26 protein-coding genes, 2 tRNA genes and 1 pseudogene are annotated in these 23161 nt (G+C 57.3%); 6 read left to right on the plus strand and 23 right to left on the minus strand.

All coding sequences use genetic code 11. The annotated features are described in order from the left end of the window. Window positions 1–35 precede the first annotated feature (35 nt). The 13 genes from aroB to C1713_RS05345 all read right to left on the minus strand — a co-directional run bounded on the left by aroB (window position 36) and on the right by C1713_RS05345 (window position 10014). The gene (gene aroB, locus C1713_RS05285; protein ID WP_102493263.1) at window positions 36–1136 is read right to left on the minus strand and encodes a 3-dehydroquinate synthase; all 1101 of its coding nucleotides are present in this window, start codon (window positions 1134–1136) and stop codon (window positions 36–38) included. Window position 1137: 1 nt separating this feature from the next. Further along, window positions 1138–1659 carry a shikimate kinase gene (locus C1713_RS05290; RefSeq protein WP_102493264.1) on the minus strand — a complete coding sequence of 174 codons (522 nt, stop codon included), beginning with the start codon at window positions 1657–1659 and terminating at the stop codon, window positions 1138–1140. After that, entirely contained in the window at window positions 1656–2825 is a 1170-nt protein-coding gene (aroC, locus tag C1713_RS05295; protein WP_102493265.1) for a chorismate synthase, read from the minus strand. The genes C1713_RS05290 and aroC overlap by 4 nt, the downstream gene beginning before the upstream one ends. A 116-nt stretch (window positions 2826–2941) precedes the next feature. After that, window positions 2942–3478 (minus strand): type 4a pilus biogenesis protein PilO, encoded by a 537-nt coding sequence (gene pilO, locus C1713_RS05300; protein ID WP_102493266.1) that lies wholly within the window; start codon window positions 3476–3478, stop codon window positions 2942–2944. After that, window positions 3478–4638: a PilN domain-containing protein gene (locus tag C1713_RS05305; protein ID WP_102493267.1), complete on the minus strand. Its 1161-nt coding sequence runs from the start codon at window positions 4636–4638 to the stop codon at window positions 3478–3480. The genes pilO and C1713_RS05305 overlap by 1 nt, the downstream gene beginning before the upstream one ends. Beyond that, entirely contained in the window at window positions 4616–5080 is a 465-nt protein-coding gene (locus C1713_RS05310; RefSeq protein ID WP_102493268.1) for a hypothetical protein, read from the minus strand. Before C1713_RS05310 ends, C1713_RS05305 begins: the two co-directional genes overlap by 23 nt. Next, window positions 5070–5591: a PulJ/GspJ family protein gene (locus tag C1713_RS05315; protein WP_102493269.1), complete on the minus strand. Its 522-nt coding sequence runs from the start codon at window positions 5589–5591 to the stop codon at window positions 5070–5072. Before C1713_RS05315 ends, C1713_RS05310 begins: the two co-directional genes overlap by 11 nt. Next, window positions 5569–5949, minus strand: coding sequence for a hypothetical protein (locus C1713_RS05320; RefSeq protein ID WP_009754011.1), 381 nt, complete (start codon window positions 5947–5949; stop codon window positions 5569–5571). Before C1713_RS05320 ends, C1713_RS05315 begins: the two co-directional genes overlap by 23 nt. Continuing rightward, a complete protein-coding gene (locus C1713_RS05325) occupies window positions 5939–6439 on the minus strand; it encodes a pilus assembly FimT family protein (RefSeq protein WP_102493270.1) in 501 nt (166 codons plus the stop codon). Before C1713_RS05325 ends, C1713_RS05320 begins: the two co-directional genes overlap by 11 nt. Continuing rightward, complete coding sequence (locus C1713_RS05330) at window positions 6439–6999, minus strand: prepilin peptidase (protein ID WP_102493271.1); 561 nt, start codon at window positions 6997–6999, stop codon at window positions 6439–6441. The genes C1713_RS05325 and C1713_RS05330 overlap by 1 nt, the downstream gene beginning before the upstream one ends. A 43-nt stretch (window positions 7000–7042) precedes the next feature. After that, on the minus strand, window positions 7043–7453 hold the full coding sequence (locus tag C1713_RS05335; RefSeq protein ID WP_102493272.1) for a competence type IV pilus major pilin ComGC: 411 nt from the start codon (window positions 7451–7453) through the stop codon (window positions 7043–7045). A gap of 26 nt (window positions 7454–7479) precedes the next feature. Beyond that, complete coding sequence (gene ilvB / locus C1713_RS05340; RefSeq protein WP_102493273.1) at window positions 7480–9093, minus strand: biosynthetic-type acetolactate synthase large subunit; 1614 nt, start codon at window positions 9091–9093, stop codon at window positions 7480–7482. Window positions 9094–9153: 60 nt separating this feature from the next. After that, window positions 9154–10014: an RpnC/YadD family protein gene (locus C1713_RS05345; RefSeq protein WP_102493274.1), complete on the minus strand. Its 861-nt coding sequence runs from the start codon at window positions 10012–10014 to the stop codon at window positions 9154–9156. 250 nt (window positions 10015–10264) lie between these two features. On the opposite strand from C1713_RS05345, the gene C1713_RS05350 reads away from it, so the two are divergent. Next, a complete protein-coding gene (locus tag C1713_RS05350; RefSeq protein WP_102493275.1) occupies window positions 10265–12424 on the plus strand; it encodes a PTS sugar transporter subunit IIABC in 2160 nt (719 codons plus the stop codon). Window positions 12425–12554: 130 nt separating this feature from the next. Further along, entirely contained in the window at window positions 12555–13673 is a 1119-nt protein-coding gene (locus tag C1713_RS05355) for a 5-methyltetrahydropteroyltriglutamate--homocysteine S-methyltransferase (RefSeq protein ID WP_102493276.1), read from the plus strand. Window positions 13674–13742: 69 nt separating this feature from the next. Here C1713_RS05355 and ttdB read toward each other — a convergent pair whose 3' ends face one another. Genes ttdB through C1713_RS05370 form a run of 3 tightly spaced genes read right to left on the minus strand, consistent with a single transcriptional unit; the run spans window position 13743 to window position 16700 of the window. Next, a complete protein-coding gene (gene ttdB, locus C1713_RS05360) occupies window positions 13743–14354 on the minus strand; it encodes a L(+)-tartrate dehydratase subunit beta (protein ID WP_102493277.1) in 612 nt (203 codons plus the stop codon). After that, window positions 14354–15253 (minus strand): L(+)-tartrate dehydratase subunit alpha, encoded by a 900-nt coding sequence (gene ttdA / locus C1713_RS05365; protein ID WP_102493278.1) that lies wholly within the window; start codon window positions 15251–15253, stop codon window positions 14354–14356. Before ttdA ends, ttdB begins: the two co-directional genes overlap by 1 nt. A gap of 46 nt (window positions 15254–15299) precedes the next feature. Then, window positions 15300–16700, minus strand: a complete 1401-nt coding sequence (locus tag C1713_RS05370) for an anion permease (RefSeq protein WP_102493279.1) — start codon at window positions 16698–16700, stop codon at window positions 15300–15302. Window positions 16701–16875: 175 nt separating this feature from the next. On the opposite strand from C1713_RS05370, the gene C1713_RS05375 reads away from it, so the two are divergent. Beyond that, complete coding sequence (locus C1713_RS05375) at window positions 16876–17793, plus strand: LysR family transcriptional regulator (RefSeq protein ID WP_061946258.1); 918 nt, start codon at window positions 16876–16878, stop codon at window positions 17791–17793. Between the two features lie 228 nt (window positions 17794–18021). On the opposite strand, the gene C1713_RS05380 is transcribed toward C1713_RS05375, so the two are convergent. Then, window positions 18022–18441, minus strand: a complete 420-nt coding sequence (locus tag C1713_RS05380; protein WP_102493280.1) for a rhodanese-like domain-containing protein — start codon at window positions 18439–18441, stop codon at window positions 18022–18024. 201 nt (window positions 18442–18642) lie between these two features. On the opposite strand from C1713_RS05380, the gene C1713_RS05385 reads away from it, so the two are divergent. Together C1713_RS05385 and C1713_RS05390 are read left to right on the plus strand one after the other, a co-directional pair. Continuing rightward, complete coding sequence (locus tag C1713_RS05385) at window positions 18643–18828, plus strand: type II toxin-antitoxin system HicA family toxin (protein ID WP_071884716.1); 186 nt, start codon at window positions 18643–18645, stop codon at window positions 18826–18828. Window positions 18829–18844: 16 nt separating this feature from the next. Then, entirely contained in the window at window positions 18845–19240 is a 396-nt protein-coding gene (locus tag C1713_RS05390; protein ID WP_061946255.1) for a type II toxin-antitoxin system HicB family antitoxin, read from the plus strand. A 170-nt stretch (window positions 19241–19410) separates the two neighbouring features. Here the strand turns inward: C1713_RS05390 and C1713_RS05395 are convergent, their stop codons facing one another. Next, complete coding sequence (locus C1713_RS05395; RefSeq protein WP_102493281.1) at window positions 19411–20994, minus strand: flagellar hook protein FlgE; 1584 nt, start codon at window positions 20992–20994, stop codon at window positions 19411–19413. A gap of 22 nt (window positions 20995–21016) precedes the next feature. Beyond that, on the minus strand, window positions 21017–21310 hold the full coding sequence (locus tag C1713_RS05400) for a TIGR02530 family flagellar biosynthesis protein (RefSeq protein ID WP_232294868.1): 294 nt from the start codon (window positions 21308–21310) through the stop codon (window positions 21017–21019). 244 nt (window positions 21311–21554) lie between these two features. On the opposite strand from C1713_RS05400, the gene C1713_RS05405 reads away from it, so the two are divergent. Next, complete coding sequence (locus C1713_RS05405) at window positions 21555–21749, plus strand: ribbon-helix-helix protein, CopG family (RefSeq protein WP_009753998.1); 195 nt, start codon at window positions 21555–21557, stop codon at window positions 21747–21749. 222 nt (window positions 21750–21971) lie between these two features. On the opposite strand, the gene C1713_RS05410 is transcribed toward C1713_RS05405, so the two are convergent. The 4 genes and pseudogenes from C1713_RS05410 to C1713_RS12565 form a co-directional block, all read right to left on the minus strand. Beyond that, window positions 21972–22730 (minus strand): sulfite exporter TauE/SafE family protein, encoded by a 759-nt coding sequence (locus tag C1713_RS05410; RefSeq protein WP_061946977.1) that lies wholly within the window; start codon window positions 22728–22730, stop codon window positions 21972–21974. 74 nt (window positions 22731–22804) lie between these two features. Beyond that, window positions 22805–22879 (minus strand) — tRNA-Glu (locus tag C1713_RS05415). A gap of 5 nt (window positions 22880–22884) precedes the next feature. After that, window positions 22885–22959: transfer RNA gene (locus C1713_RS05420), tRNA-Glu, on the minus strand. Window positions 22960–23010: 51 nt separating this feature from the next. Beyond that, a pseudogene (locus C1713_RS12565) lies at window positions 23011–23160 on the minus strand (anaerobic C4-dicarboxylate transporter family protein); the annotation flags it as partial. Window position 23161 lies beyond the last annotated feature (1 nt).

The following is a 23161-nucleotide window of genomic DNA, read 5'->3' on the forward strand; positions in this document are numbered from 1 at the left end:
TCCTATCTATTGTTTCGGTTCATTGAATGCTTTTCTTAATAGCGGACGTGGGTAAAAAGTCCTAAAATATTTTCGCGAACGATCTCCTCGGGTACGTCGCTGCGCACACATACCCTGCCGATATCCTCGGCGAGGACCCAGTGAATCCGCCCATCCACAGTCTTTTTGTCATGAAAGAGATCGTCGTACATCGCATCCGGCAACGCTCCCTCGACAGAGCAGGGCAGCCCCATCGCTTCAATCAGCTGCTCGATGCGCGCACACGTCTCCGCAGGGAGGAGTCCCATCGCCGTACTGATGCGCGCCGCGCCGATCATGCCGATGGCGACTGCCTCGCCGTGGCGGTAGCGCGTGTAACCCGTCTCTTTCTCAATCGCATGGGCGATGGTATGTCCGAAGTTCAGGATGCGGCGCAGGCCACCCTCGCGCTCATCCTGACGGACGACGTCTGCCTTGATTTCACAGGAGCGCGCGATCATGTGAGATGCCGCTGTGGGAGTGAGTGCGAGCACATCGTCACGATGCTCCTCCAGCCATGCGAAGAACGCCGCATCCGCAATAACGCCGTACTTGATGATCTCCCCGAGCCCCGTCGCGATCTCGCGCGCAGGCAGCGTCCGCAGACGGTCGAGATCCATGATGACGGCGTCGGGCTGGTAGAATGCACCGATGAGGTTCTTGCCAAGTGCATGGTTGACGGCGACCTTGCCGCCGACGCTCGAGTCCACCTGTGCAAGGAGGCTCGTCGGCAGCTGCACAAATGGCACGCCGCGCATGTAGGTTGCGGCGATAAAGCCCGCAAGATCGCCGACGACGCCGCCGCCGAACGCAAAGATCGGCGATTTGCGGTCGAGCCTCAGCTCAATCGCACGCGTATAGAGGTCGTTCGCTATGGTAAGGCTCTTCGAGGACTCTCCGGCAGGGACGGTGACGATCGCAGCATCCACGCCGCCGCGTGCGATCTGCTCTGCCGTATGGGCAGCATAGCGCGGGCCGACGTTCGTATCCGTGACGATCATGCCGCGTGCGGAGTATCCTGCCCCACGGACGAACGCCGTGAGCATTTCATCCATCCCGCTGCCGATCTCGATGGCGTAGCTGCGCGCACCAAGCGCGACCTCTACCGTACGTCTCATATCACTTTCTCCATATCCGCGTCGCCTGTACGATGTACTCTGCCACCTCGAGCGGCGAACGACGGCTCGTATCCACTGTAATGTCCGCCCCCGCATAGAGGGTGCGGCGTTCCTCCAGCAGCTGCACAACGGCAGCACGGCGGTCGCCCGCATCGGCACCATCGAGTACGGGGCGCGCGCCGCGTGCCGCTGTCCGCTGCAGTATGGTATCGACATCGGCCGTCAGCGCGACAAGGACACCGTTTTCACGCAGGATCGCAGCGTTCCCAGCATCCTTGACCGTCCCGCCGCCCGTTGCGATGACGAGCCCACTCCGCGCGGCGGCAGCACGTACGGCTTCCTTTTCCCGTGCGCGAAAATATGGCTCGCCGTACTGCGCGAATATCTGCGGAATGGAGATGCCGCACGCTTCCTCAATTTTTCTATCGAGATCGTGAAAGGCGCAGCCGAGCCGTCCCGCTAGGAGGCGCCCGACGCTCGTCTTGCCCGTCCCCATAAAGCCAATCAGTACAATGTTCTTCATGGATTCTGCCACACCTCGGCAAGGCGTGTGCGGTAGGCAGCGAGTGACACCTGAAGATCCGTCATGCTGTCCGCACTGAATTGCGAGCATACCGCATCCGCCAGCACAAATGCCGTCATTGCCTCACCGACCACGGAGGCAGCAGGGACGGCGCAGGTGTCGCTGCGCTCCTTGCTCGCCGAGACCGCCTCCCCCGTTGCGAGGTCGATGGTCCGCAGCGGCGCCATCAGGGTCGGGATGGGCTTCATCGCCGCGCGCACGATGAGCGGCTCTCCGTTTGTCATGCCGCCCTCAAGGCCGCCCGCGCGGTTGGTCTTGCGATAGGGACGTCCATCTGCGCCCATATAGAGCTCATCGTGGATCTCACTGCCGGGCAGATGCGCGCACGCAAAGCCCGCGCCAATCTCCACGCCCTTGATCGCCTGAATGGACATGAGTGCGCCCGCCAGACGGCCATCGAGCCGCCGATCCCACTGCGTATGCGTACCAAGTCCCGTGGGCAGGCCACGCACGACGATCTCAAAGATGCCGCCGAGCGTATCCCCTGCCAGTTTTGCCTCGTCGATGCGCTCTCTCATGCGCGCCCCCGCTGCCGCGTCACAGCAGTTCAAATCGTCGGAGTTGGTCACTCCGATATCGTCGGCACGGATGGCCGCCGCATCGACGGCCACACCACCGATCTCCGTGACGTGGGAGGCAATGTCAATGCCGAGCGCCGCGAGAAGCTGGCGGCAAACAGCTCCGACCGCGACGCGCATCGTCGTCTCGCGTGCACTCGACCGCTCGAGGATGTCACGCGCATCCCTGCGGTCGTACTTCAGCACGCCCGCCAGATCGGCATGTCCGGGGCGTACTGCCGTGATCCGCTCCCCCGTCGGTGTGCCGAAGGGATCCATGCGATCCGTCCAGTTCACAAAGTCGCGGTTCACGACCTGCAGGGTAAGCGGTGCGCCGATGGTCTCGCCAAAGCGCAGTCCCGAGAGCACGAGCACGCGATCCGTCTCGATCTTCATGCGCCCGCCGCGTCCATAGCCGCGCTGGCGGCGCGCAAGCTGGGCATCGAGCTCCGCACGCGAGAGCTGCAGCCCCGCCGGCAGACCATCGATGATTGCCGTCAGTGCCGCGCCATGCGATTCTCCCCCCGTGATAAACCGCAGCTGTCCCATGTGAATCCCCCTCTAATCGTCCCACTTCGTTTTTTGTATATATATGTATATATTTGTAATAATTTCGATATATTAAGTACTTTTCCTGCCAACGAACAATTAAAAATTAGTTATCTCTACTCGTGCGCCGCCAGTGCCGCCGTCTCAACTGTAATCACTGCATGGAGCATCGTGCCGTCCGCTGTCAGACTTAGTGCCTTGAACACGGCCGTACGTTCCCCGCTTTCCACCTCGCGCAGAAAGGAGTTCAGGGAGAAATAATCGCCGCTCACGTAAATCTCAGCACTCTGCCGTACGACCTCCCCATCCGAAACGGCGGGATGCGGAACCATGCGGACAAGTGTAACCCCGGCATGGCGGGCACTGCGCTCTACAGATGAAAAGAAAGCCCCCTGTGCATGTTCCTCAGGCAGAGCCGCCGCAAGGCGTGCCTCACGCAGACGCAGCTTGTCCTCCGCCTGCTCATCTGCGTGGACCGTGCGCTGATACACCTCTGTCCGCGCAAGGACAGCACGTGCCGCATCGCGCTCCGCCCGCGCGGCCTCCCGCTCCGCAGAAAAATACGTCGACAGAAGTGCCGCGTATAAAAGGGCAAGAAAAAACGCCCAGATCAGCGCCGCCATCATCTGCTGACGCTTCGTCCACCGCCGCATCACAGCCCCACACCATCCGTGCGCAGGACAAAGCGGATGTATCCATCCTCCCGTGATACCTCCGCCAAGACCGGCGGGGCACGGAAAAATCCATCCTCTGCGATCTGTTCCGTCATTGTCGCGAGAGCCTCGTAGCTCTCCGCCTCCCCCTCAATCTCCAGCATCTGCCCCGCGCGCAGCGCGGTGAGCTGAATGCCTTTGAGCGGCAGCGTGCCGAGATGTACGAGGAGTGCACACAGAGGCAGGGACTCCGCCTGTACTTCCGCCAGCGCACGCTCACGCTCTGCCACAGCGGCACGCCGCATCGCATACTCCTCCATGCGGCGTACATCTGCATCATGAAGGCGCAGCTCCTCCTGCACCGTCTCTGTCGCTGTGCGCTCCGCCATAAGGCCGGCCGCATCCGCCGACACGGCTGCGGCAAAGAAGAGCGTCGCCGCTCCCGCAGTCAGCTCCGGCGCGCGGCGGCGCAGACGCGGAAAGATGCAATGCTCTGCCTGCCAAGAGAGGGAGGAGGAAGGCTTAGGAACGAGCAGCCCCGCATAGATTGCCGTGCACTCTCCCGGGTGCTCCTCCAGCTCCTCCCACGGCATCTGCGGTTCCCGTGCCGCCGCAATCAAGGGGGCAAGAGTGCCGCCGTCGGGCGGGCAGATCGTCAGCCGACGCAGACGGAGGCCGCGCGCAGAGAACGCCGAAAAGTATGCCTGCACACGGGGCTCCTCCATGGCTGCCGTCCAATAGCGGTGTGTGTTGGCATCCGTCTCCATAGGCGCACAGCAGAGCCGCAGATCGGCGGGCAGTGTGCTCCCCTCTCTATCCGCCTCCGCGCGCATCGCCCAGATGAGTGCCGCCTGCAGCTCTGCCCCCGTCAGTGCGGCGGGGAGTTCCCGCTCCGCCGTCATGGCAAGCTCCGCAGGCAGCGCAAGACCGAGCGGCAGGTGCATCCATCCGAGCGAATCCAGCGCTGCGCAGGTGGCAGCAGCGAGAGAAGCGACATCTGCTCCGTCACAGGAACACGCCGCTCCCGATGATGCAGTGACCGTCCACACTCCATCCCTCTCCTCCGGTGCAGCAAGGCGGACGAGCCGCAGCCCCTCCGCCGTCATGCTGATGCCCACCGCCTCGCGCGGGCGCAGACTAAAACCATCGACGCCAAACATAGTGTCCATCCTTCTTTTCCATCTGCGCACGGACGATCTTCGCCCGCGTCCAGTGCTCACCATCCGATACATTCGTATCATGCCGCTGATCTATAGCAGCAGCCGTGACCCAGATCGTTCCGTCCGTCTGCGGCTCGATCACGACGTGCAGGTCGATGTCCGCCGCCATGGGGATATCGTGCACGGCGACGCTCCGCCGTCCCCCTGCGGGCAGTTTCTCGGCGGCGGGTGAATGCCGCTCCAGCGTGTCTGCTGCCGTCAGTACACCACTCTCCGCCGCAAGGCGCAGCTGCATCTCACGCTCATACTCCGCCGCGACAGTTCCGCCGCTGCGCGTCAGGGACGCGGCGGTCATCGCGATGAGGGTAAGCAGTGCAAGGATACACAGTCCGAGCGCCGAGGCGAAACCATCCTGCCCGTACCGAAATGTTTTACCGCCCACCTTGATCCTCCCGCAGATAGACGGAGGTTGCAGTAGTGCAGCTTCTGCCCGTCGCCACGCTCTCGCCCGTCATCTCGATGTGATAGAGGCGCGGGCATTGTGCGTCCGGCCGTATGGAAAACGACGAGATGTGTACGCCTGCGCCTGCATAGCCGCCTGTCAGCGGCGCAGCGGACGTCTGATACACCAGTCTGCCGCCGGTGAGCCAATAGGAATCCAGCGGCGTCCCCACATGCTTTTCCTCCATGCTGTGCCGCATCCGATAGATGCCCTGCGTGTCCTGCGCAACGTATGACGAAGAGAGCACGGACTCCGTAATGCGCGACATGGCGAGCTGCATCTCCTGCCGCAGCTCAGCATCGGCGGCCGTACGCTGATAGCTGCGCCAGCCCCACACGAGGGCAAAGACAAGAAAGGTCAGCAGGAGCGCGAAAATCGGCAGACTGACGGCGAGCTCTGTCAGCACGACGCCGCGCTCCCCACATGCTCTACGGTGCTGCCTGCGTATCATATCGCTTCATCCTCCGCACGTAGTCTGCCGTCTCCGCGCGCCCCAAGACGCGCCATGAGAGGTGCAGGGTCACATCATAAAAATCTCCCTGCCGCACAACATCTGCACGCAGGGTATAGGTCACATCGTTCACGCGAACCGAGGGCGCGCTGACCGTCGGAAACGCCCCATGCTCAAGTCCCGCCTCCATTCCAGAGAGCTCCTGCCGCGCCAAGAACGCCGCATCCATACGCGCGGCGGACTGCTCTGCGAGCAGCGCACTGCGGGCAAAGATTCCGAGCACGGCGGCGGCGGAAAGCACAATGCAGCCGAGGATCACTGCCTCCATGAGTACCCAGCCGCGCGCGTCATTCCTCATCGCGGCCTCCGCGCTGGAGTCGGATGCGTGCCGCGCTGTCGATGATGACGTTCAGCGCATCCCGCGCATATCCCTCTGCCTCGATGCGAATGGTCATATTATTGCTCCCCTGCCCGATGCCGCCATTGCGGTCGAATGCCATAGGTTTCCCGCCCGCGGTCACCTGTGTGACCCGCACGAGCGGAAGCATCCGATGAACGCGCCCTGCCCCGCCGTGCGGCACGATTTCATAGCTGCCGCCCTGCACATAGAGCTGCGGCTCGCGCGACCCTGCCGCCGTCCCTCCAAGCATGTAGAGCGGCATCGCCGTCGTGCGGCTGACTGCCTGGATGCGGCGCAGCTCGCCGATGAGATGCACCGCCTCATACTCCACTGCCGCCCGCACATAAAGAGAGCGCGCACGCGGGAGTGCGACGGCGGCAAGTACAGCCATGATCGACGCGGCGAGCAGGACGTGGAGGAGCATCATGCCGCGTGCATCCCTCCGCATCACGGCAGCCCCCAGTAGAGCTGCCAGAGCTGCCGCCCCGCAAGATAGCCCACATAGCCACCGACGGCGAGAAATGGACCAAACGGGATCCCATCATGCCGGCTCTTGCGCCCCGTGAGGAGAAGAAACGCCGCCGCCGCGCCGCCGAGCAGGAACGCTGTCCAGACGGCGACAATCGCTGCCTCCCAGCCGAGCCAAAGACCAAGTCCAGCAGCGAGCTTTACATCACCACCGCCAAGTCCGCCGCGCGCGGCAATGTACAGGCAATAAAATAAGACGCCGCAAAGCGTCCCGCCCAAAAGTGCATCTGAAATTGAGTCCAGTCCTGAGACCATCAGTCCGAGGACGGCAAATGGCATTGTGATGCAGTCATAGAGCATCCCATCACGCAGATCGAGATAGGAGAGCCAGAGCAGCACCGCCGTAAAGAGCACGCCGCATCCGCCGTGCAGTCCCACACCGTAGGTCGAGAGAACGCCGAGACTGCCCGCACACCAAAGCAGGAGAAGGGCTGATGCAGCACAGCGCGACGGACAAAACGTGTGCGCCGGCTCCTGCATCGCGCCAACCTCCTCCAAGGAATCATGGCAATCCCACGATGTCCTAATTTCGCGTATGGTACTCCTCCGCCGTGCGGCCTGCGCAGGTCGCACGCCAGACACCATCCTTTTTCTCTATCTGATAGGAGACGTTCTCCGTGGAGAGTTCCTGTGCGCCGGCGCGTATCGTCCCCGCAGGCGGTTTCAGATGCTTCAGATCCGTCACGTAGTCCGTGAGATCATCAACGTCCGTGGGGTTTTTCCCCTTTGCCGTCTGATAGAGCACAATCGCCGTATCGAGTGCCGTGAGATCCGCCTGCACCTTCACCGTGTTTGCCGTCGCAAGTGCCGAGGAAAAACGCGGCACGGCAATCGCAAGGATCACCGCCAGAATCATCACGGCAAGGAGGGTCGAGAGCAAGGAAAAACCACGCTCGCTGCGCGTCCGCCGTTCATTTGTGATCGGCAATTCCATCGCACACACCGTCCCTTCGCCATGGGCTACACGAAACTGCGGCACACATCCATCACGATCACACGCGGATGTGTGCGATCCTCCAGTGCCTTGCTGAGTGCCGCCGCAAACTCGTCCTGCGTCGACACGCGCACGGCCTTGATGCCAAAACTCTCCGCGTATTTTACATAGTCCATCTCGTGGTCCAACTCGCAGGCGATATAGTGCTCCTTATAGAGCTTCTTCTGGAGCTGGCGGATCATTCCGAGGCTGCGGTTGTTCGAGAGAATCGTGATCACAGGCAGGCCGAGGCGCGCAATGGTGTAGAACTCATTGCCCGTCATCTTGAGACTGCCGTCGCCCGTGATATGAATCACGCGGCGCTCGTCGCCCCACGCAGCCTGTGCTCCCATCGCCGCCGGCAGACCATAGCCCATCGTTCCGAGCCCGCCTGAGGTCAGCCACGTCCGCGGTTCCTCCACGTGCAGGTGAAGTGCCGCCCACATCTGATGCTGTCCCACATCCGTCACATAGGCGTAGGGCTTCCCTGCCGTCATGCGCGCGACCTGATGGAGCGCCCAGGGGACGGTCAGAGAGTCGACGTGGTAGTCATCCTCAAACTTCTCCTGCCACATATGGATCTGCTGCCACCATGCCGTGTGGTCACGTTTGGGCTCTTTGCGCATGAGCAGGTTCAGCACAACGCGCATATCCCCCGCAAGCCCGATGCTGCTGCCGACAATCTTGTCGATCTCTGCAGGGTCGATGTCGATGTGGATAAACCTGCGGTTCGCCGTAAACTTGCTGAGATTGCCCGTCAGGCGGTCGGCAAAGCGACTGCCGAGTGCAATGACGAGATCGGCGGCACCGACAGCGTAGTTCGCCGCCTTTGCTCCGTGCATACCGATAAAGCCAAGCATCTGCGGATGCGTGCTGGGAACAGCGCCCATCCCCATCAGGGTATGAACTACGGGGAGCTGGTATTTCTCGATGAATGCGACCGTCTCCGCCGATGCCCCGGCGGAGATCACACCGCCGCCCACGATGACAAGCGGGCGTTCCGCATTCACGATCTCCGCTGCCGCCTCCGCTGCGCAGATAATGAAATCCGCGTCAGGCTTTCCGGGCTGATGCTCCGCCCGCTTCTGCTCCGTATAGGCGACCTCCTCGAGAAAGAGGTTGCGCGGCACATCGATGAGCACGGGCCCCGGGCGCCCGCTGCGCGCGAGATCAAATGCCTCGCGGATCGTCGGTACGAGATCGGCAGCGTTCTTAATCTTGTAGTTATGCTTTGTCACGGGCATCGTCACATCGAGGATATCCGTCTCCTGGAACGCATCGCGGCCGAGCATCTCCAGATCGACCTGTCCCGTGATAGCCACCATCGGGATCGAGTCCATGTACGCCGTTGCGATGCCCGTCACGAGATTGGTCGCGCCGGGCCCCGAGGTCGCAATACAGACGCCGACGCGCCCCGTCGCACGCGCATAACCGTCGGCGGCATGCGCCGCGTTCTGCTCATGCGTCACGAGGATCTGACGGATCTCCGTCTGTCCATAGAGTGCATCGTAGAGCGGCAGAATCATGCCGCCGGGGTATCCAAACACCGTATCCACGTCCTGCTCTCGCAGACACGCAAGAACCGCCTCCGCGCCTCTCATTTCATCCGACACCCCTTTGTTGACAGATTAGTCACACACATTATAGCATACGCAGCATTCTCAGAGCAAGTGGTGCATCTGCCCGATCTCACGAATTTTTTCGAGTGACATCTCTGACACACGCGCAATCATCTCAAGCGGGAGTTTTTCCTTCAGCATGCCAAGCACAGCAGAAACACGTCCCTGCTCAAGACCTTGTTCCAGCCCCTGTTCAAACGCCGCCTCTCTGAACAGCTCCTCATTCCACTCAAAGTTAACCATATCCACCACCTCGCGTTCATGTTCAAGTAAAAAATCCTTCATGATATCATGTTCTATGCAATACCGAATCGTTTCACGTATTGCATCTTCGCGTGCTCCCCCACGATGCAAATGCTCCTTTACCAAGTACACAAACCTCGCATAGTCACGAAGTGCCCGACAGCGGTGCAGCAGTGCCTTGCTCTCAGCATAGACAACATTGTGGAACTTTACCTTCAGCTCCAAATTAACAGCATCATCGGCATCGGCATAGGCATCCGAAAGTCTCATCTCATATTCCTCGGGGGCATTCGCCTCACCCGTATAGAATACATGAAATTCCGGGACAGGAAGCCGAATCCGCTTTTTCGCGTAGAGATCTTTTGCAGTAATATCCTTGCGCAGCTGTTCGCATACATAGTAAAGACAACGCAACGGCATATTATCATTCGGCGTACTCTGATGTTCAAGAAAGACCAAATAACGCCCCGCAAGCAGAAATGAAATATCATTCTTGACCTGCGTCAGGAATGTTCCATCAAGCGTCACGATTTCGAGCCGCTCCCCGGGTGAATACATTTTCCCGTGCAGAGCCCCGGCGAGTTCCCGCAAACGCGCCTCATCGTTAAAATACATACGAAAAACAGAATCCTGATACTGACGCCCGCGCTCTGCGTTCATAGGTTCTCCTTTACGGTATTCGTTGATAGAATTATTATAACATAATTTCAACGCAGGACAAAATATTTCTGACATCACCTATGATAAACAAGTCTAATTTCCTTTTGCACTTCCTCTGCGTTTACAGTATAATTTCCATATATCATTTCATCAATACCGTTTTCATCGCGTCAGTGCATCTACTACATTGACATTGTGCGTCTAAAAGGGAGGACGCACGGGGTGGAGGCGGGGAGAAAGGGGAAATACTATGAAAGATGAAATCTTTAGTGTGCTCCAGCGCGTCGGGCGCAGCTTTATGCTGCCGGTCGCGATTCTGCCGATCGCGGGCATTCTGCTCGGCATCGGCGCGTCGTTCACGAACCCGACGACCATTGCGACATACGGTCTCAGTGGAGTGCTCGGCACAGGAACACCGCTGCATATGCTGCTCTCGATCATGTCGAGCGCAGGCAGCACGATCTTCGGCAATCTGCCGATCATCTTCGCGGTCGGCGTCGCCATCGGCATGACAAAGGAGGAAAGAGAGGTAGCCGCACTCTCGGCGATGATTGCCTTCTTCGTCATGCATACGTCCTGCAACGCCATGCTGAAAATCGGCGGACAGATCCTCGCCGACGGCACGGTCGCACCAGGCGTCCTCGACGGCACGATCGCGCCCTCCTGCGGTATCATGTCCTTCCAGATGGGTGTATTCGGCGGCATCATCGTCGGCATCGGCGTGGCACTCCTACACAACCGATACCATAAGATTATCCTGCCGAATGCACTCTCCTTCTTCGGCGGTTCGCGCTTCATTCCCATCATCTCGACCATCGTCTTTCTCTTCGTCGGGATTGCTATGTACTTTGTCTGGCCGCTTGCACAGCAGGGCATCTTCGCCCTCGGCGGCCTTGTCACGGGCACGGGCTACATCGGCACGCTGATCTTCGGTATCATCAAGCGTGCACTCATCCCCTTTGGACTGCATCACGTCTTCTACCTGCCATTCTGGCAGACGGGCGTCGGCGGCTCAATGATGATCGACGGACAACTCATCCAAGGCGGTCAGAACATCTTCTTCGCGCAGCTCGCCTCGCCGGATGTCGCACATTTCAGTGCGGATGCAACGCGCTACTTCTCCGGTGAGTTCATCTTTATGATCTTCGGCCTGCCGGGTGCGGCTCTCGCGATGTACCACTGCGCACGTCCCGAAAAGAAAAAGGTTGCGGGCGGACTGCTCCTCTCGGCGGCACTCACCTGCATGCTCACGGGCATCACGGAGCCGATCGAGTTCTCGTTCCTCTTCGTCGCCCCCGCGCTCTTCGCCGTGCAGGTCGTACTCGCGGGTGCGGCATACATGATTGCGCACATGCTGAACATCGCCGTGGGTCTTACCTTCTCGGGCGGGCTTCTCGACTTCTTCATCTTCGGTATCCTTCAGGGCGAGGCAAAGACGAGCTGGATGTACGTCATCCCCGTCGGCGTGATCTACTTCTTCCTCTACTACTTCATCTTCCGCTGGATGATTCAGCACTTCGGCTTCAAGACGCCGGGGCGCGAGGACGATGACGAGGAGACAAAGCTCTATACCAAGGCGGACTACAAGGCACGCGAAGGAGCCGGCAGCTCTGCTGACGGTGATGCAGGTTTCGATGCCAAGAGTGCAGCGATTGCCAAGGGACTCGGCAGCAAGCGCAACATCACGTCCGTGGACTGCTGTGCGACACGCCTGCGGTGCTCGGTCGCAGATTCCTCTCTTGTAAATGAAAAGCTGCTCAAGGCGACGGGTGCCGTCGGCGTCATCGTCAAGGGTACGGGCGTACAAGTCATCTATGGACCGCAGGTTGCCGTTATCAAGTCCAATCTTGAGACCTACCTTGAGACAGCGCCCGAGGTCGAGCCGGAGGACGCCCCCGCCACAGTTGCTGAGGAAAAGCCCGCCGAGGCGGCGGCACAAGAGACGGCCCCCTCCGCAGGAGAAAAGCGTACGCTCTGCAGCCCCGTCACAGGCACAGTACATCCGATCACGGAAGCACCCGACGAGGCATTTGCGAGCAAGATGATGGGTGACGGCTTCTTCATCTACCCGAGCAAAGGCGAGGTATTTGCGCCCGCCGACGGCGAGGTGGTCTTTGTCTTTGACACGAAGCACGCTATCGGCATGAAGAGTGCGGACGGCACGGAGTACCTGCTCCACATCGGCGTCGACACCGTCGCACTCGGCGGCAAGGGCTTCAACGTCTTTGTCAAGGCAGGACAGCAGGTAAAGAAAGGCGACAAGCTGATGGAGTTCGACATCGACTACATCCGCGCCAACGCGACATCGGACGCCTGCCTTGTGATCTTCACAGGACTGCCCGAGGGCACAAGCGTCGAAATGACTGCCACGGGCGAGGTCAAGGCCCTTGATCCCGTTGCCAGAATCTGACCCCCGTGTCATAGAAAAAGCAGTTTGTCGATGAGCAGACTGCTTTTTCTGTACCATTTGTTACTCGCATAGATATGAATGTCTGTGGTATAATGGCATTGTTTCAATCGTACATCAGGGGGAAATGACAATGAACCATACAAAAACAAAAGCACCATTTCGCTATGACATTGTGGGAAGCTTTCTGCGCCCCGCCGCACTCATGAAGATGCGTGAGGCATACGCCGCAGGAAATGCAGGCGCAGAGGAACTGCGTGCAGCGGAGGATACGGCAATCCGTGACCTCGTCGCAAAGGAGAAGGAGGTTGGGCTGCGCGCGGTCACGGACGGCGAGTTCCGCCGCCGTTACTGGCATCTGGACTTTCTTGCAACACTGGGCGGCGTCGAAGAGGTCGGTGCATCGCATTGGTCGGTCGCGTTCAAGGGCGCACAGCCAAAGGCGGCGACGGTAAAAATTGTGGACAAGGTGGACTTCGGAGCGCATCCGTTCCTCGACCACTTCCGATTTTTGAACGGTCTCGCAGGGGATGCCGTCGCAAAGATGACCATCCCCTCGCCCAGCATGCTGCACCTCATCTGCTGCGTGCGTGCGACAGACTACGCGCCGATTCCGCGCTACGAGAACGAGGATGCGCTCTTTGAGGACATCGCACTCGCCTATCAGAAGGCCATCCGTGCATTCTATGAGGCAGGCTGCCGCTATCTGCAGCTCGACGATACGTCCTGGGGCGAGTTCTGCGATCCCGAGAAACGTGCCGCATACAAGGCACGCGGCTTCGACCTCGACCGCATCGAGCGTGCCTACGTTGCCATGATCAACCGTGCATTGGAGGCAAAGCCTGCGGACATGACGATTACCATGCACATCTGCCGCGGGAATTTCCGCTCAACATGGTTCTCCTCGGGCGGCTATGAGCCCGTCGCGGAGATTCTCTTCGGCGGCTGCCATGTCGACGGCTTCTTCCTCGAATATGATTCCGACCGTGCAGGCGGGTTTGCCCCCCTCGACTATATCAAGGATCAGCGCGTCGTCCTCGGACTGGTCACTTCGAAATCGGGCACACTCGAAAAGAAGGATGATATTGTCGCCCGCATCCACGAGGCGGCGAAGCACGTCCCGCTCGATCAGCTCTGCCTCAGCCCGCAGTGCGGCTTCTCCTCGACCGAAGAGGGAAACCTCCTGACGGAGGAGGAGCAGTGGAACAAACTGCGCTTTATCAAGGAGATCGCGGAATCCGTCTGGAAGTGAGCACGTGTGATACAGCAGCGGCGGCACATCAGTCATTCGTACCGATGTGCCGCCGTTTTCTTTGCATGTTTATTTGATAAACCCAACTTGCTTACAAATTTCTTCGCACGCCTTTTCCTTACGTTCGTTGAAGATCACCTTGTTTTCCTCAAATAGATTGCGCCCGTGGCTGTCGATGGAGACAATGAGCGGACCAAACTCCTTCACCTTGCACGTCCAGAGCGTTTCGGGCATCCCAAGGTCGAGCCAGTTCGCGTCCACGATCTCCTCGACACAGGTTGCGGCGACGACGGCGCAGCCAGCCGGAAAGACACAGTGGAGCGCCTTATGGTCACGACAGCCACGCATTGTGCCGTCTTTCATGCCGCCCTTGCCGATGATGAGCCGTACACCCGTCTCAGCAATAAACGCCTCCTCGAATTTCTCCATGCGCATACTGGTTGTTGGTCCGACCGTGACCATCTCATATTTTCCCTCACCGCGTTTACGGATGATGGGGCCTGCATGGAGAATGGCACCGTTCTCCACATCGACGGGAAGCTTCCTCCCCTCCTCGATGACGCGGCGATGCGCCACGTCACGGCAGGTTGTGAGATACCCGGTGAGGTAGATCACATCACCAACGTTGATGTCCGCGAGATCTTCGGGCTGAATCGGGGTCGTCAGAACTTTCTTCTCCATCAGAAATCCACCTCCGCATGCGAGAGAATCTTATAGTCAAGATTCTTGTCAAAGATGATGTGTCCGCGCCGATGCGACCAGCAGCCGACATTTACGGCGACGCCGATTACGGACGGATGGCGCGCGCTGTTCTCGATATTCACGCCGAGCACGGAGTGTTTGCCCATGAGTCCCTGCGGACCAAGCCCGATGGCGTTGATGCCGTCCTCGAGCAGCTGCTCCATCTTAGCGGCACGCGGATTTGGATTGTGTGACCCAATGGGGCGCATGAGTGCCTTCTTTGAGTGGAGCGCCGCAACCTCGACCGACGTGCCGACACCAACGCCAACGAGCAGCGGCGGGCAGGCATTCAGCCCATAGCTCGTCATAACATCGAGCACAAAACGTGTCACGCCCTCGTAGCCCTCGCCCGGCATCAGCACCATTGCCTTGCCCGGCAGCGTGCAGCCGCCGCCCGCCATATAGGTATGGATCTCGATATCGTCACGGTCAGGCACGATCTCCCAAAAAATCGACGGAATCTCTTTACCGACGTTCTTGCCCGTGTTAAACTCGTCAAACGTCTCCACGGCGTTGTGTCTGAGAGGCGCGTCCGCCGTCGCCTGTACGACAGCCGCGTGCAGGATCTCCTCCATCGCGCCCATATATGGGAAGTCCGCCCCGCATTTCAGGAAGAACTGCGCCGCGCCCGTGTCTTGACAGCTCGGGCGGTTCAGCTTCATCGCGAGTTCCTGATTCTTCTCCATCGTCTCATAGATTGACTTCGCCAAAGGAGCATCCTCCTCACCAGCGAGTTCGGCGATCTTGGCCCGCACATCATCCGGCAAGCGCTTCCCCGTGTACGCTACGAACTTCGCGAGCACATCCGTCATGCGCGCAGAGGCTTCCGCTTTCGTCATAGAAATCTCTCCTTTATATAAATACACAGAGTTACCGAACACAACGTTACCAAATACCGAGGAGCTTCCACCAGACGGGGCCGATGCCGATCCATATAAGGATGTTGATGACGGAGCAGAGGAAGCCCATCCTCCACCACTGTTCCTGCGTCACATAGCCCGCACCGAAGTAGATGGGAGCCGACCCTGTGGAGTAATGTGTCAGCCCCGCCATAAGATTCGAGAGAAAAGCCAGTCCGAGCGCGGCGAGATAGGGCGGTGCGCCTGCAGCCACGGCGACGGCGAGGAACGCCGCATACATCGCTGTTGCATGCCCCGAGAGGCTCGCAAAACCATAGTGACTGTAGAGGTAGACCAGAAAGAGAATGCCGAGTGTCAGACCCCATGAAATCCCTGTCATCGCCCCCGTGACGCTGGCGGCGAACCATGGAATAAAGCCAATCTTATTCAGTGCACCCGCAAGGCTGACGACGCCGCCCATCCACATCATGCCATCCCATGCGCCCTTTTCCTTCAGCACATCCTCCCATGTGAGGACGCCTGTGAGGAGCATTGCCGTCACACCGAGCAGAGCGGCAATGGTTGCATTCACGCCCGTATAGCCCGATGTACTCCAAAGGAGAAGCGCACCGACAAAGATGCCGCAGATGATTTTCTCATCGCGTGTCATCCGGCCCATCTCCGTAAGTTTTTCACGCGCAAGTGACTGCGCCTCGGGCGTTTTCCGAATCTCGGGAGGATAGAACTTATAGAGGACATAGGGCAAAACAATCATCGAAAGCAGGACGGGCACGATGCCCGCCGTCGCCCAAAGGCCCCACGAGAGTTCGATCCCAGCCGTGTCGCGCGCCAGCTCCGCCATCAGGGGGTTCGGTGCGCACGCCGTCAAAAACGCAGCGGCAATCGGCGCATCCACCTGGAAGGATACAACGAGCAGGAACGCACCGATTCTGCGCGCTGTCGCGCCCGGCTCCGACCCAAAAACCGAGGCGAGACTGCGTACAATCGGAAAGAGAATACCGCCCGAACGTGCGGTGTTCGACGGCGTTGCGGGCGCAATGATGAAGTCGCTGAGAACAAGCGTATAGGCTAGTTTCAGGCTGCTCGATCCAAATTTCAGAATGAGACAGTAGGCGATCCGCCGCCCGAGTCCCGTCTTGATGAAGCCCTGTGCGAAGAGGAACGCCGACACAATCAGCCAAATGACCGTATTGCTGAATCCCGCGAGTGCCTCTGCCGGCTTGATCGTATTGGTCAGCGCCGCAAATGTAATCGCCGCAAGTGCGACCGTTCCAAGCGGGAATGGCTGCAAAATGAACCCCAGAATCGTCCCCGCGAAGATCGCAAACAGATGCCATGCCGCAGGAGTCAGCCCATCGGGTATCGGCATGAACCAGAGGACGGCAATCAGTCCTGCCGTCAGAAAGCATCGTACTCCCTTACTCAAAAGAGTTCCCTCCCTTAATGATATATAATACACAGTGGACGGTTGTTCGCCCATTCCTCCGAGAGCATCTGCACAGACTCTTTACTTATATTTGATTATACGTTATTCTTTCCTATAAGTCGAATACGTAAAATCCTATTTTATTGATAAGAAAAATCTTATATCGAGGTGCATCATGGAGTTCCGACAGTTCCGCTATATCTTAAAAATTGCCGAGGAGGGCACACTCTCAAGTGCAGCGAAAAAACTCTACGTCTCACAGCCATCGCTCTCACAGATGCTTGCCGCCCAGGAAAAGAAGATCGGGGCACCGCTTTTCGACCGCGGCGGCACATGCCTCACACCAACCGCTGTCGGCAGGCTGTATCTTGAAACAGCGCGCAGCATCATCGCACTCGACGAAGCGTTCCATCAGCAGGTGGACGACTGCATGCGCGGCGCAGCAGGTAATGTGACGGTTGGGCTGACGCAGTTTCGCAGTACACATCTTCTCGCGCCCATGTTGCCCGCCTTTCGTGCAAAATATCCAAAGATCATGCTGCATCTTCGCGAGGACACGACCTACCGACTCGAGGAGCTTGCCGAGGCGGGGGAGACGGACTGCATCATTTCGCTGCTGCCCGTAAGCGAGCATCGTTTCGACTACGATGTGCTCTTCAAGGAGCGGCTTCTGCTCGCACTGCCTCCCGCGCATCCCATAAGCACGGCTCTCGGACTGTTGCCCGGTGACCGTACAGCACCGCCAATCGTCCCGCTTGCCGCACTTCGCGACACACCGTTCCTCCTGATGCACCGCGAGCAGAAACTCCATGATACGCTCTTCATGTTCTGTAAGGCGGCAGGCTTCCTCCCGCAGGTTACGCTTGAGACGCGCAGCATGAACACGGCACATGCGCTTGCGGGCGCAGGACTCGGTGCCGCGATTCTCCCCGAAACACTCATTGTCGCTGCACCGCCCGCCAATCCGCCCTGCTACGCTGCCATCGAGGGCGACCCGCACCGCACAATCATCCTTGCCCGTGCAAAGAACCGCTACCTCCCCCGCGCCGTTGATATTTTTCGAAAGGAACTGCAGGCGTTTTGTGCAAAGTGAGGATAAAAAAACTGCTGTACGAAGCTAAAAGATCTTCGTACAGCAGCCCTGCTTTAATTTTCCAGGAATCCATCACCAACAAGAGAAGCCTTCAGACCCGGCGTGATTTTTTCGTCCGATCATGGTGAAAAACCGGACACGCGGCAAAGTCTATGTGGGGAATTTCCCGCCGAAATGCGGGAAAAAAGATGCGTCAAGACAGCGCGGCTGAAGTTATCAGTGCTTCCCTTACTTCACAACATCCCCATGCCAGTTGTTGATTCCGCCCATCTCCACAATATGCGTATAGCCCATGTTCGCGAGCTTCTGCGCCGCCTGCTGACTGCGTGCACCGCTGCGGCAGTAGACAAAGATCATCTGATTCTTGTCGGGCAGCTCCTTTGGCGGCACCGTAGTAATGGATTCGTTCGGCACATTGATGGCATGCGGAATATGTCCGCCTGCATATTCCCCCGCGGTCCGCACGTCCAAAATAATATAGTTCGTATTCTCCGCCATCATCCGCTGCGCCTCATCGGATGCGACGCGCTGAAATGCTGCCATCGCCTCTTCCTTTCCCTCCGATGCCGCTGACGACTGTGCTCCGCCGCAGCCGGAGACAGACAGCATCAGCATAACGACGAACATCAATACCATCCATATTCTCATCGTATCACTCCTTCAAAATAGATTTGTTCTTTTATTATAACAGTTATCCGTATTTTTTGCAAACGGTATACGAAAAAACCGCCGCACCAGAATGATGCAGCGGCTCTAAGATAAGAAACTAATTAAAAAATATCATCACACGGCATAAACGCCATTGAAAAATATATACAAATATATATAATACTCTTATGAGGTGAGGATATGACAACGGCGGAACTGCTAAAACTTCTAAAAAAGAATGGCTGCACCTTCGTCCGAAACGGTGGTCGCCATGACATATACTTCAGCCCCATAACAGGAAAACAATTTCCCGTCGGTCGACATAACAAAGAAGAAGTTCCAAATGGCACCCTGCAAAATATTCTCAAATGCGCCGGGCTCAAATAATTTGGAGGTGTATCCTATGCAGTATATATACCCAGCACTCTTCAAAGCAAACGATGACGGTATCATCGTCACATTCCCAGACCTAGAAGATACGTTTACAGACGGTGAAACGATGCAGGAGGCGTTCGAGAATGCCGAAGATGTGTTGAACCTGATGCTGTGGAATCGCGAAGAAGAAAATGCGACAATTCCTCCGCCATCAACGCCGGAGAAAATTCTAGTGCCACATGGAACTATTCTGACGATGATTAAGGCAGATACTCTCGCCTATCGCAAGCGCCACGATCAAAAGACCATTCGTCGCAGTGTGACACTTCCACGTTGGTTGGACAGCATAGCTCGCGAGCGCAATATCAACTTCTCCCAACTGATGCAAAACGCCATTCGCAGAGAATGCGGCATCAGCAGATAAAGAATGCCGTACTGCGGAGCAATAACGCTTCGCAGTACGGCATTTTTAGCAGTGCCTTTACCCTTTTGCCACCGGCCACCGTCAGTGAAACAGAATCATAATCGCACCGCCGATGGTCGGCAGGGCAGCAATCCAAAAGCGCAAAACAGGCAGCGGCTCTGCGTTATGCCTTATCGTTTCATGTTAATCAATGTTTCAAGCATCTCATCTCCGACGGTAATGATTTTGGAGTTGGACTGGAATCCACGTTGTGTGATAATCATATCGGAGAACTGGTCAGCAAGATCGACGTTTGACATCTCAAGTGAGGACGGTGTGATTTTTGCTCCCGCGCTCTCAACGGTCTGCCCGCAAACAGCTTTCACGTTGGAGTTGTTCGAGTCCTGATAGAGGTTTCCACCGAGTTTGGTTAAACCGGACGGGTTCGCAAAAACGGCTACCGCCACCTGTGCCTCTGCACGTCGCACCCCGTTCGTGTATACACCCGTAATGACACCTGCAGAATCAAATGACACGGATGCAAGGGTACCGCTTGCGTACCCATCTGCGGCAGCCTTGATCGTATCATATCCTGCATACTGCGTGAGCGGAGATTCGTCATTGGCGAACTGGAGCGAAATTTCATTGGCTTGCCGTGCACCATTGGGTGCTGTCTGCTCAGCAGACAGCGTCGCTACTTCTGAGCTACTCGCCGTCGTCGGTGGAGGTGCAACGGGCGTAGTGACATGACTGTCCGGATCCGGGGTCACCGTCTGAATGCCTCCGAGAGCACCTGCACGAAGCACACCGTCTTCATCAAAGGAAATTGTGGTCGGCGGTAGCGTATGCTTCGTCTTCGACCCATCGATATTTTTTACCTCCGGATTGCCAACACGGGCAATCCACGTACTGGCTTTCTTCGTTACTGTATTGCCATCTTCATCCGTATAAGTCACCGTTGTAACAAGTGCCTTTTCCAAAAAAACGATACTTTCATGTTTACGCCCAAGCGTGTCAAAATAACCAAACGAGGTTACTTTTGGCATAGATCGACCAATTGTGTAGGTCCCCGATGTCACCGTCTGCTTCGTGCCGTCACTCAGCGACAATGTCACAGGCTGTGCCTTACTTGCTGTAATATACATGCCATCGTTCGCGCTTGTTCGCACTTTCGCCGTCGGTGGTGTCGTACTCGTGTCCATGAATGTATAGCCTGTAATCATCGACGTGTTGGAATCCAGGTTCTCAGAGTACTTTGAAACCTCCGTTGCCTTGGGCGCCATCATCTTCCCCGCCTCAATGACAATATTTTCCGTTGCACCACTTGTCTGGACCTTGGTGTGCTCCGTCGTCTTATTCATCCAGCCCTGAACATAAAGACCGGAACTCGGCAAGACATAGTTTCCTGCTGCGTCAAACTCAAATGCTCCGTTACGCGTGTAAAAGGTCTGCTCCCCCTGCTTCACCATAAAGAGTGCATTTCCCGTTAAGGCAAGGTCGGTATTCTTTCCCGTTCCCTGTACAGCGCCGTCACCAAAGATAGTATCGATGCCGCCAACACTTACGCCAAGACCGATCTGTTTGGGATTTGTTCCGCCAATCGTCGTACCCGGGCTCGATGCACCTGAGAGCGTCTGCGAGAGCATGTCCTCAAAGGTCACACGCCCCCGCTTGAACCCCGTCGTATTTACATTGGCAATGTTGTTGCCAATGACATCCATACGCGTGTTATGACTTTTCAGCCCTGATACTCCTGAAAAGAGTGAACGCATCATAATAAATCTCTCCCCTCACATATTACAAAATGGCAGCACTGTCGATGTTGGTAAAGATGTTTTCCTTCGCACTCGCGTCATCGAGTGCCGTGATCACCGTGCGATTTTTTACGCTGACGACCATGGCAAGCCCATGACTCATGTAAATGAGCGCATCGCGCACGCCCTTTGCCGCCATACGATCAACCGCATCATCAATCCGTGCGAGATCATCTGCCGTGAGATCGACGCCGCGCTGTTCGATCCGCGCCTTTGCATGCGCCGAGAAACGCGTACGGCTCTCCGCCTGATTGAGCAGTGCCTGAAAAGCATCCATGGGTAGAGACGCTCCCTGTCCCCTGCCGACGCGTGCGCTTCCCTGCTCGGCGCCCCCTTGTACAGCAGTATTTACTTTCATTTTTCACCTACACTTTATATCATATTTTATAACATAATTTTTCAATCACTATATCGTATATATTTCATATTTACTTAAGCATTTTATAGATATGTTTTACAACAATATATCAATCATATATTTTATAACCACTCATATATAAACTAACCATGAGGTGATATATATGACCACAAAACTAGTAATCACAAAGAAAAAACGCGGAGAGGATGGGCATAAAACCCTATCCATCCGCGTACGGGAAGATATTATTGACCGTCTGGACGACCTCGCTGGTCAGACGGGGCGCTCACGCAACGAATTGATCGGACTATTGCTCAATTTCGCGCTGAACAACAGTGAAGTCGTCGCTGAGCGGTAAGTAATCGCTGATAGATTCAACCTGTTTTTCACATCGAAATCTTGCTCTGACGGCAAGAGCGGAGGGGATTCGTCTGAATCAGTTGGCTGCCGCGCTAATTGCCGGTGGGCTCAAAAACGTTACGAATACATACGAAAAGAGCCATGATACGGCATAATTTCCGTATCACGGCTCTTTTCGTTCCATGACAAATCATTCTATATCACTTCTGCAGCAACACCGTCAGTGAAACAGAATCATAATCGCACCGCCGATGGTCGGCAGGGCAACAATCCAAAAGCGCAAAACAGGCAGCGGCGCGAGGTGCGTCAGCTTTGCCCCGGCGTACGAGCCGAGCGAGAGCGCGACGAGCGTCTGGATGAACAGCCACGGCTCCAGCTGTCCATAGAGGAGATAGCCGATGCCGCCGCTGATCGAGATGGGCACGATGATCATCATCGTTGTTCCGATGGCCTGCAGGAGCGGCACACCGAACACTACCATGAGGGCGATCTGTATATAGGCCGCAGAGCCGATGCCGAACGCGCCAGAGAGGACGCCGCAGAGAAAGCCGATGGGCAGTCCATAGAGATAGAGCCGCCGCCCCGTCAAGAGCTCCTCACGTACGTGGATATGCGCCGAGAGCCACACGGCACGGTAAATGCGCAGATAGAGGAGGAAGGCGCTCGACAGGAGCATGACGCCCGTAAAGAGGCTGAGATTTGGTGCCTCCATGTGGTTGGAAATCACCGCACCGAGGAGCGCCCCGAGAAGGCCGCCCGCGCCAAGTACCGCCCCTGTCAGGGGCACGACTTCACGCTCGCGGTAGTGACTGACTGCCCCCGACAGTGTCGTAAATGCCATAGATCCGAGGGCGACGGCAAGCGCCTGATGGATGGGCACGCCGAATCCGACGACGAGCAAAGTGATGATCACGCCGCTGCCGCCCGCCCCGACAAAACCGATAATTCCGCCCATGAGAAGCATCGATAAGAAGAGCATACCTGCCCCGCCCCCATTTTTTCATTACGATAGAAAACAAAAAAGGAGCCGTAAACGGCTCCTATCCATTCCGATGGTGACGCCTATGGGATTCGAACCCATGAACCCGCCGTGAGAGGGCGGTGTCTTAACCACTTGACGAAGGCGCCGAATTTGGTGACGCCTATGGGATTCGAACCCATGAACCCGCCGTGAGAGGGCGGTGTCTTAACCACTTGACGAAGGCGCCACATATGTCAACGGAAGTTACTATATCATAGGGGGGGAGAAAAATCAAGGAAATTTTTTGAATCACTTTTTTGGGCGTACAGCCAAAGCCAAAGATGAGTACGGCAAGGGAGACACCGCTCGACATGCCGAGAAAGATGCCGCCAACGCGTGCACCGACGAGAAGCATCCCCAACACAACAATGAGTTCAAGCCAAAACATA

Source organism: Centipeda felix (assembly GCF_900186465.1).
In the GTDB taxonomy this organism is placed as follows: domain Bacteria; phylum Bacillota; class Negativicutes; order Selenomonadales; family Selenomonadaceae; genus Centipeda; species Centipeda felix.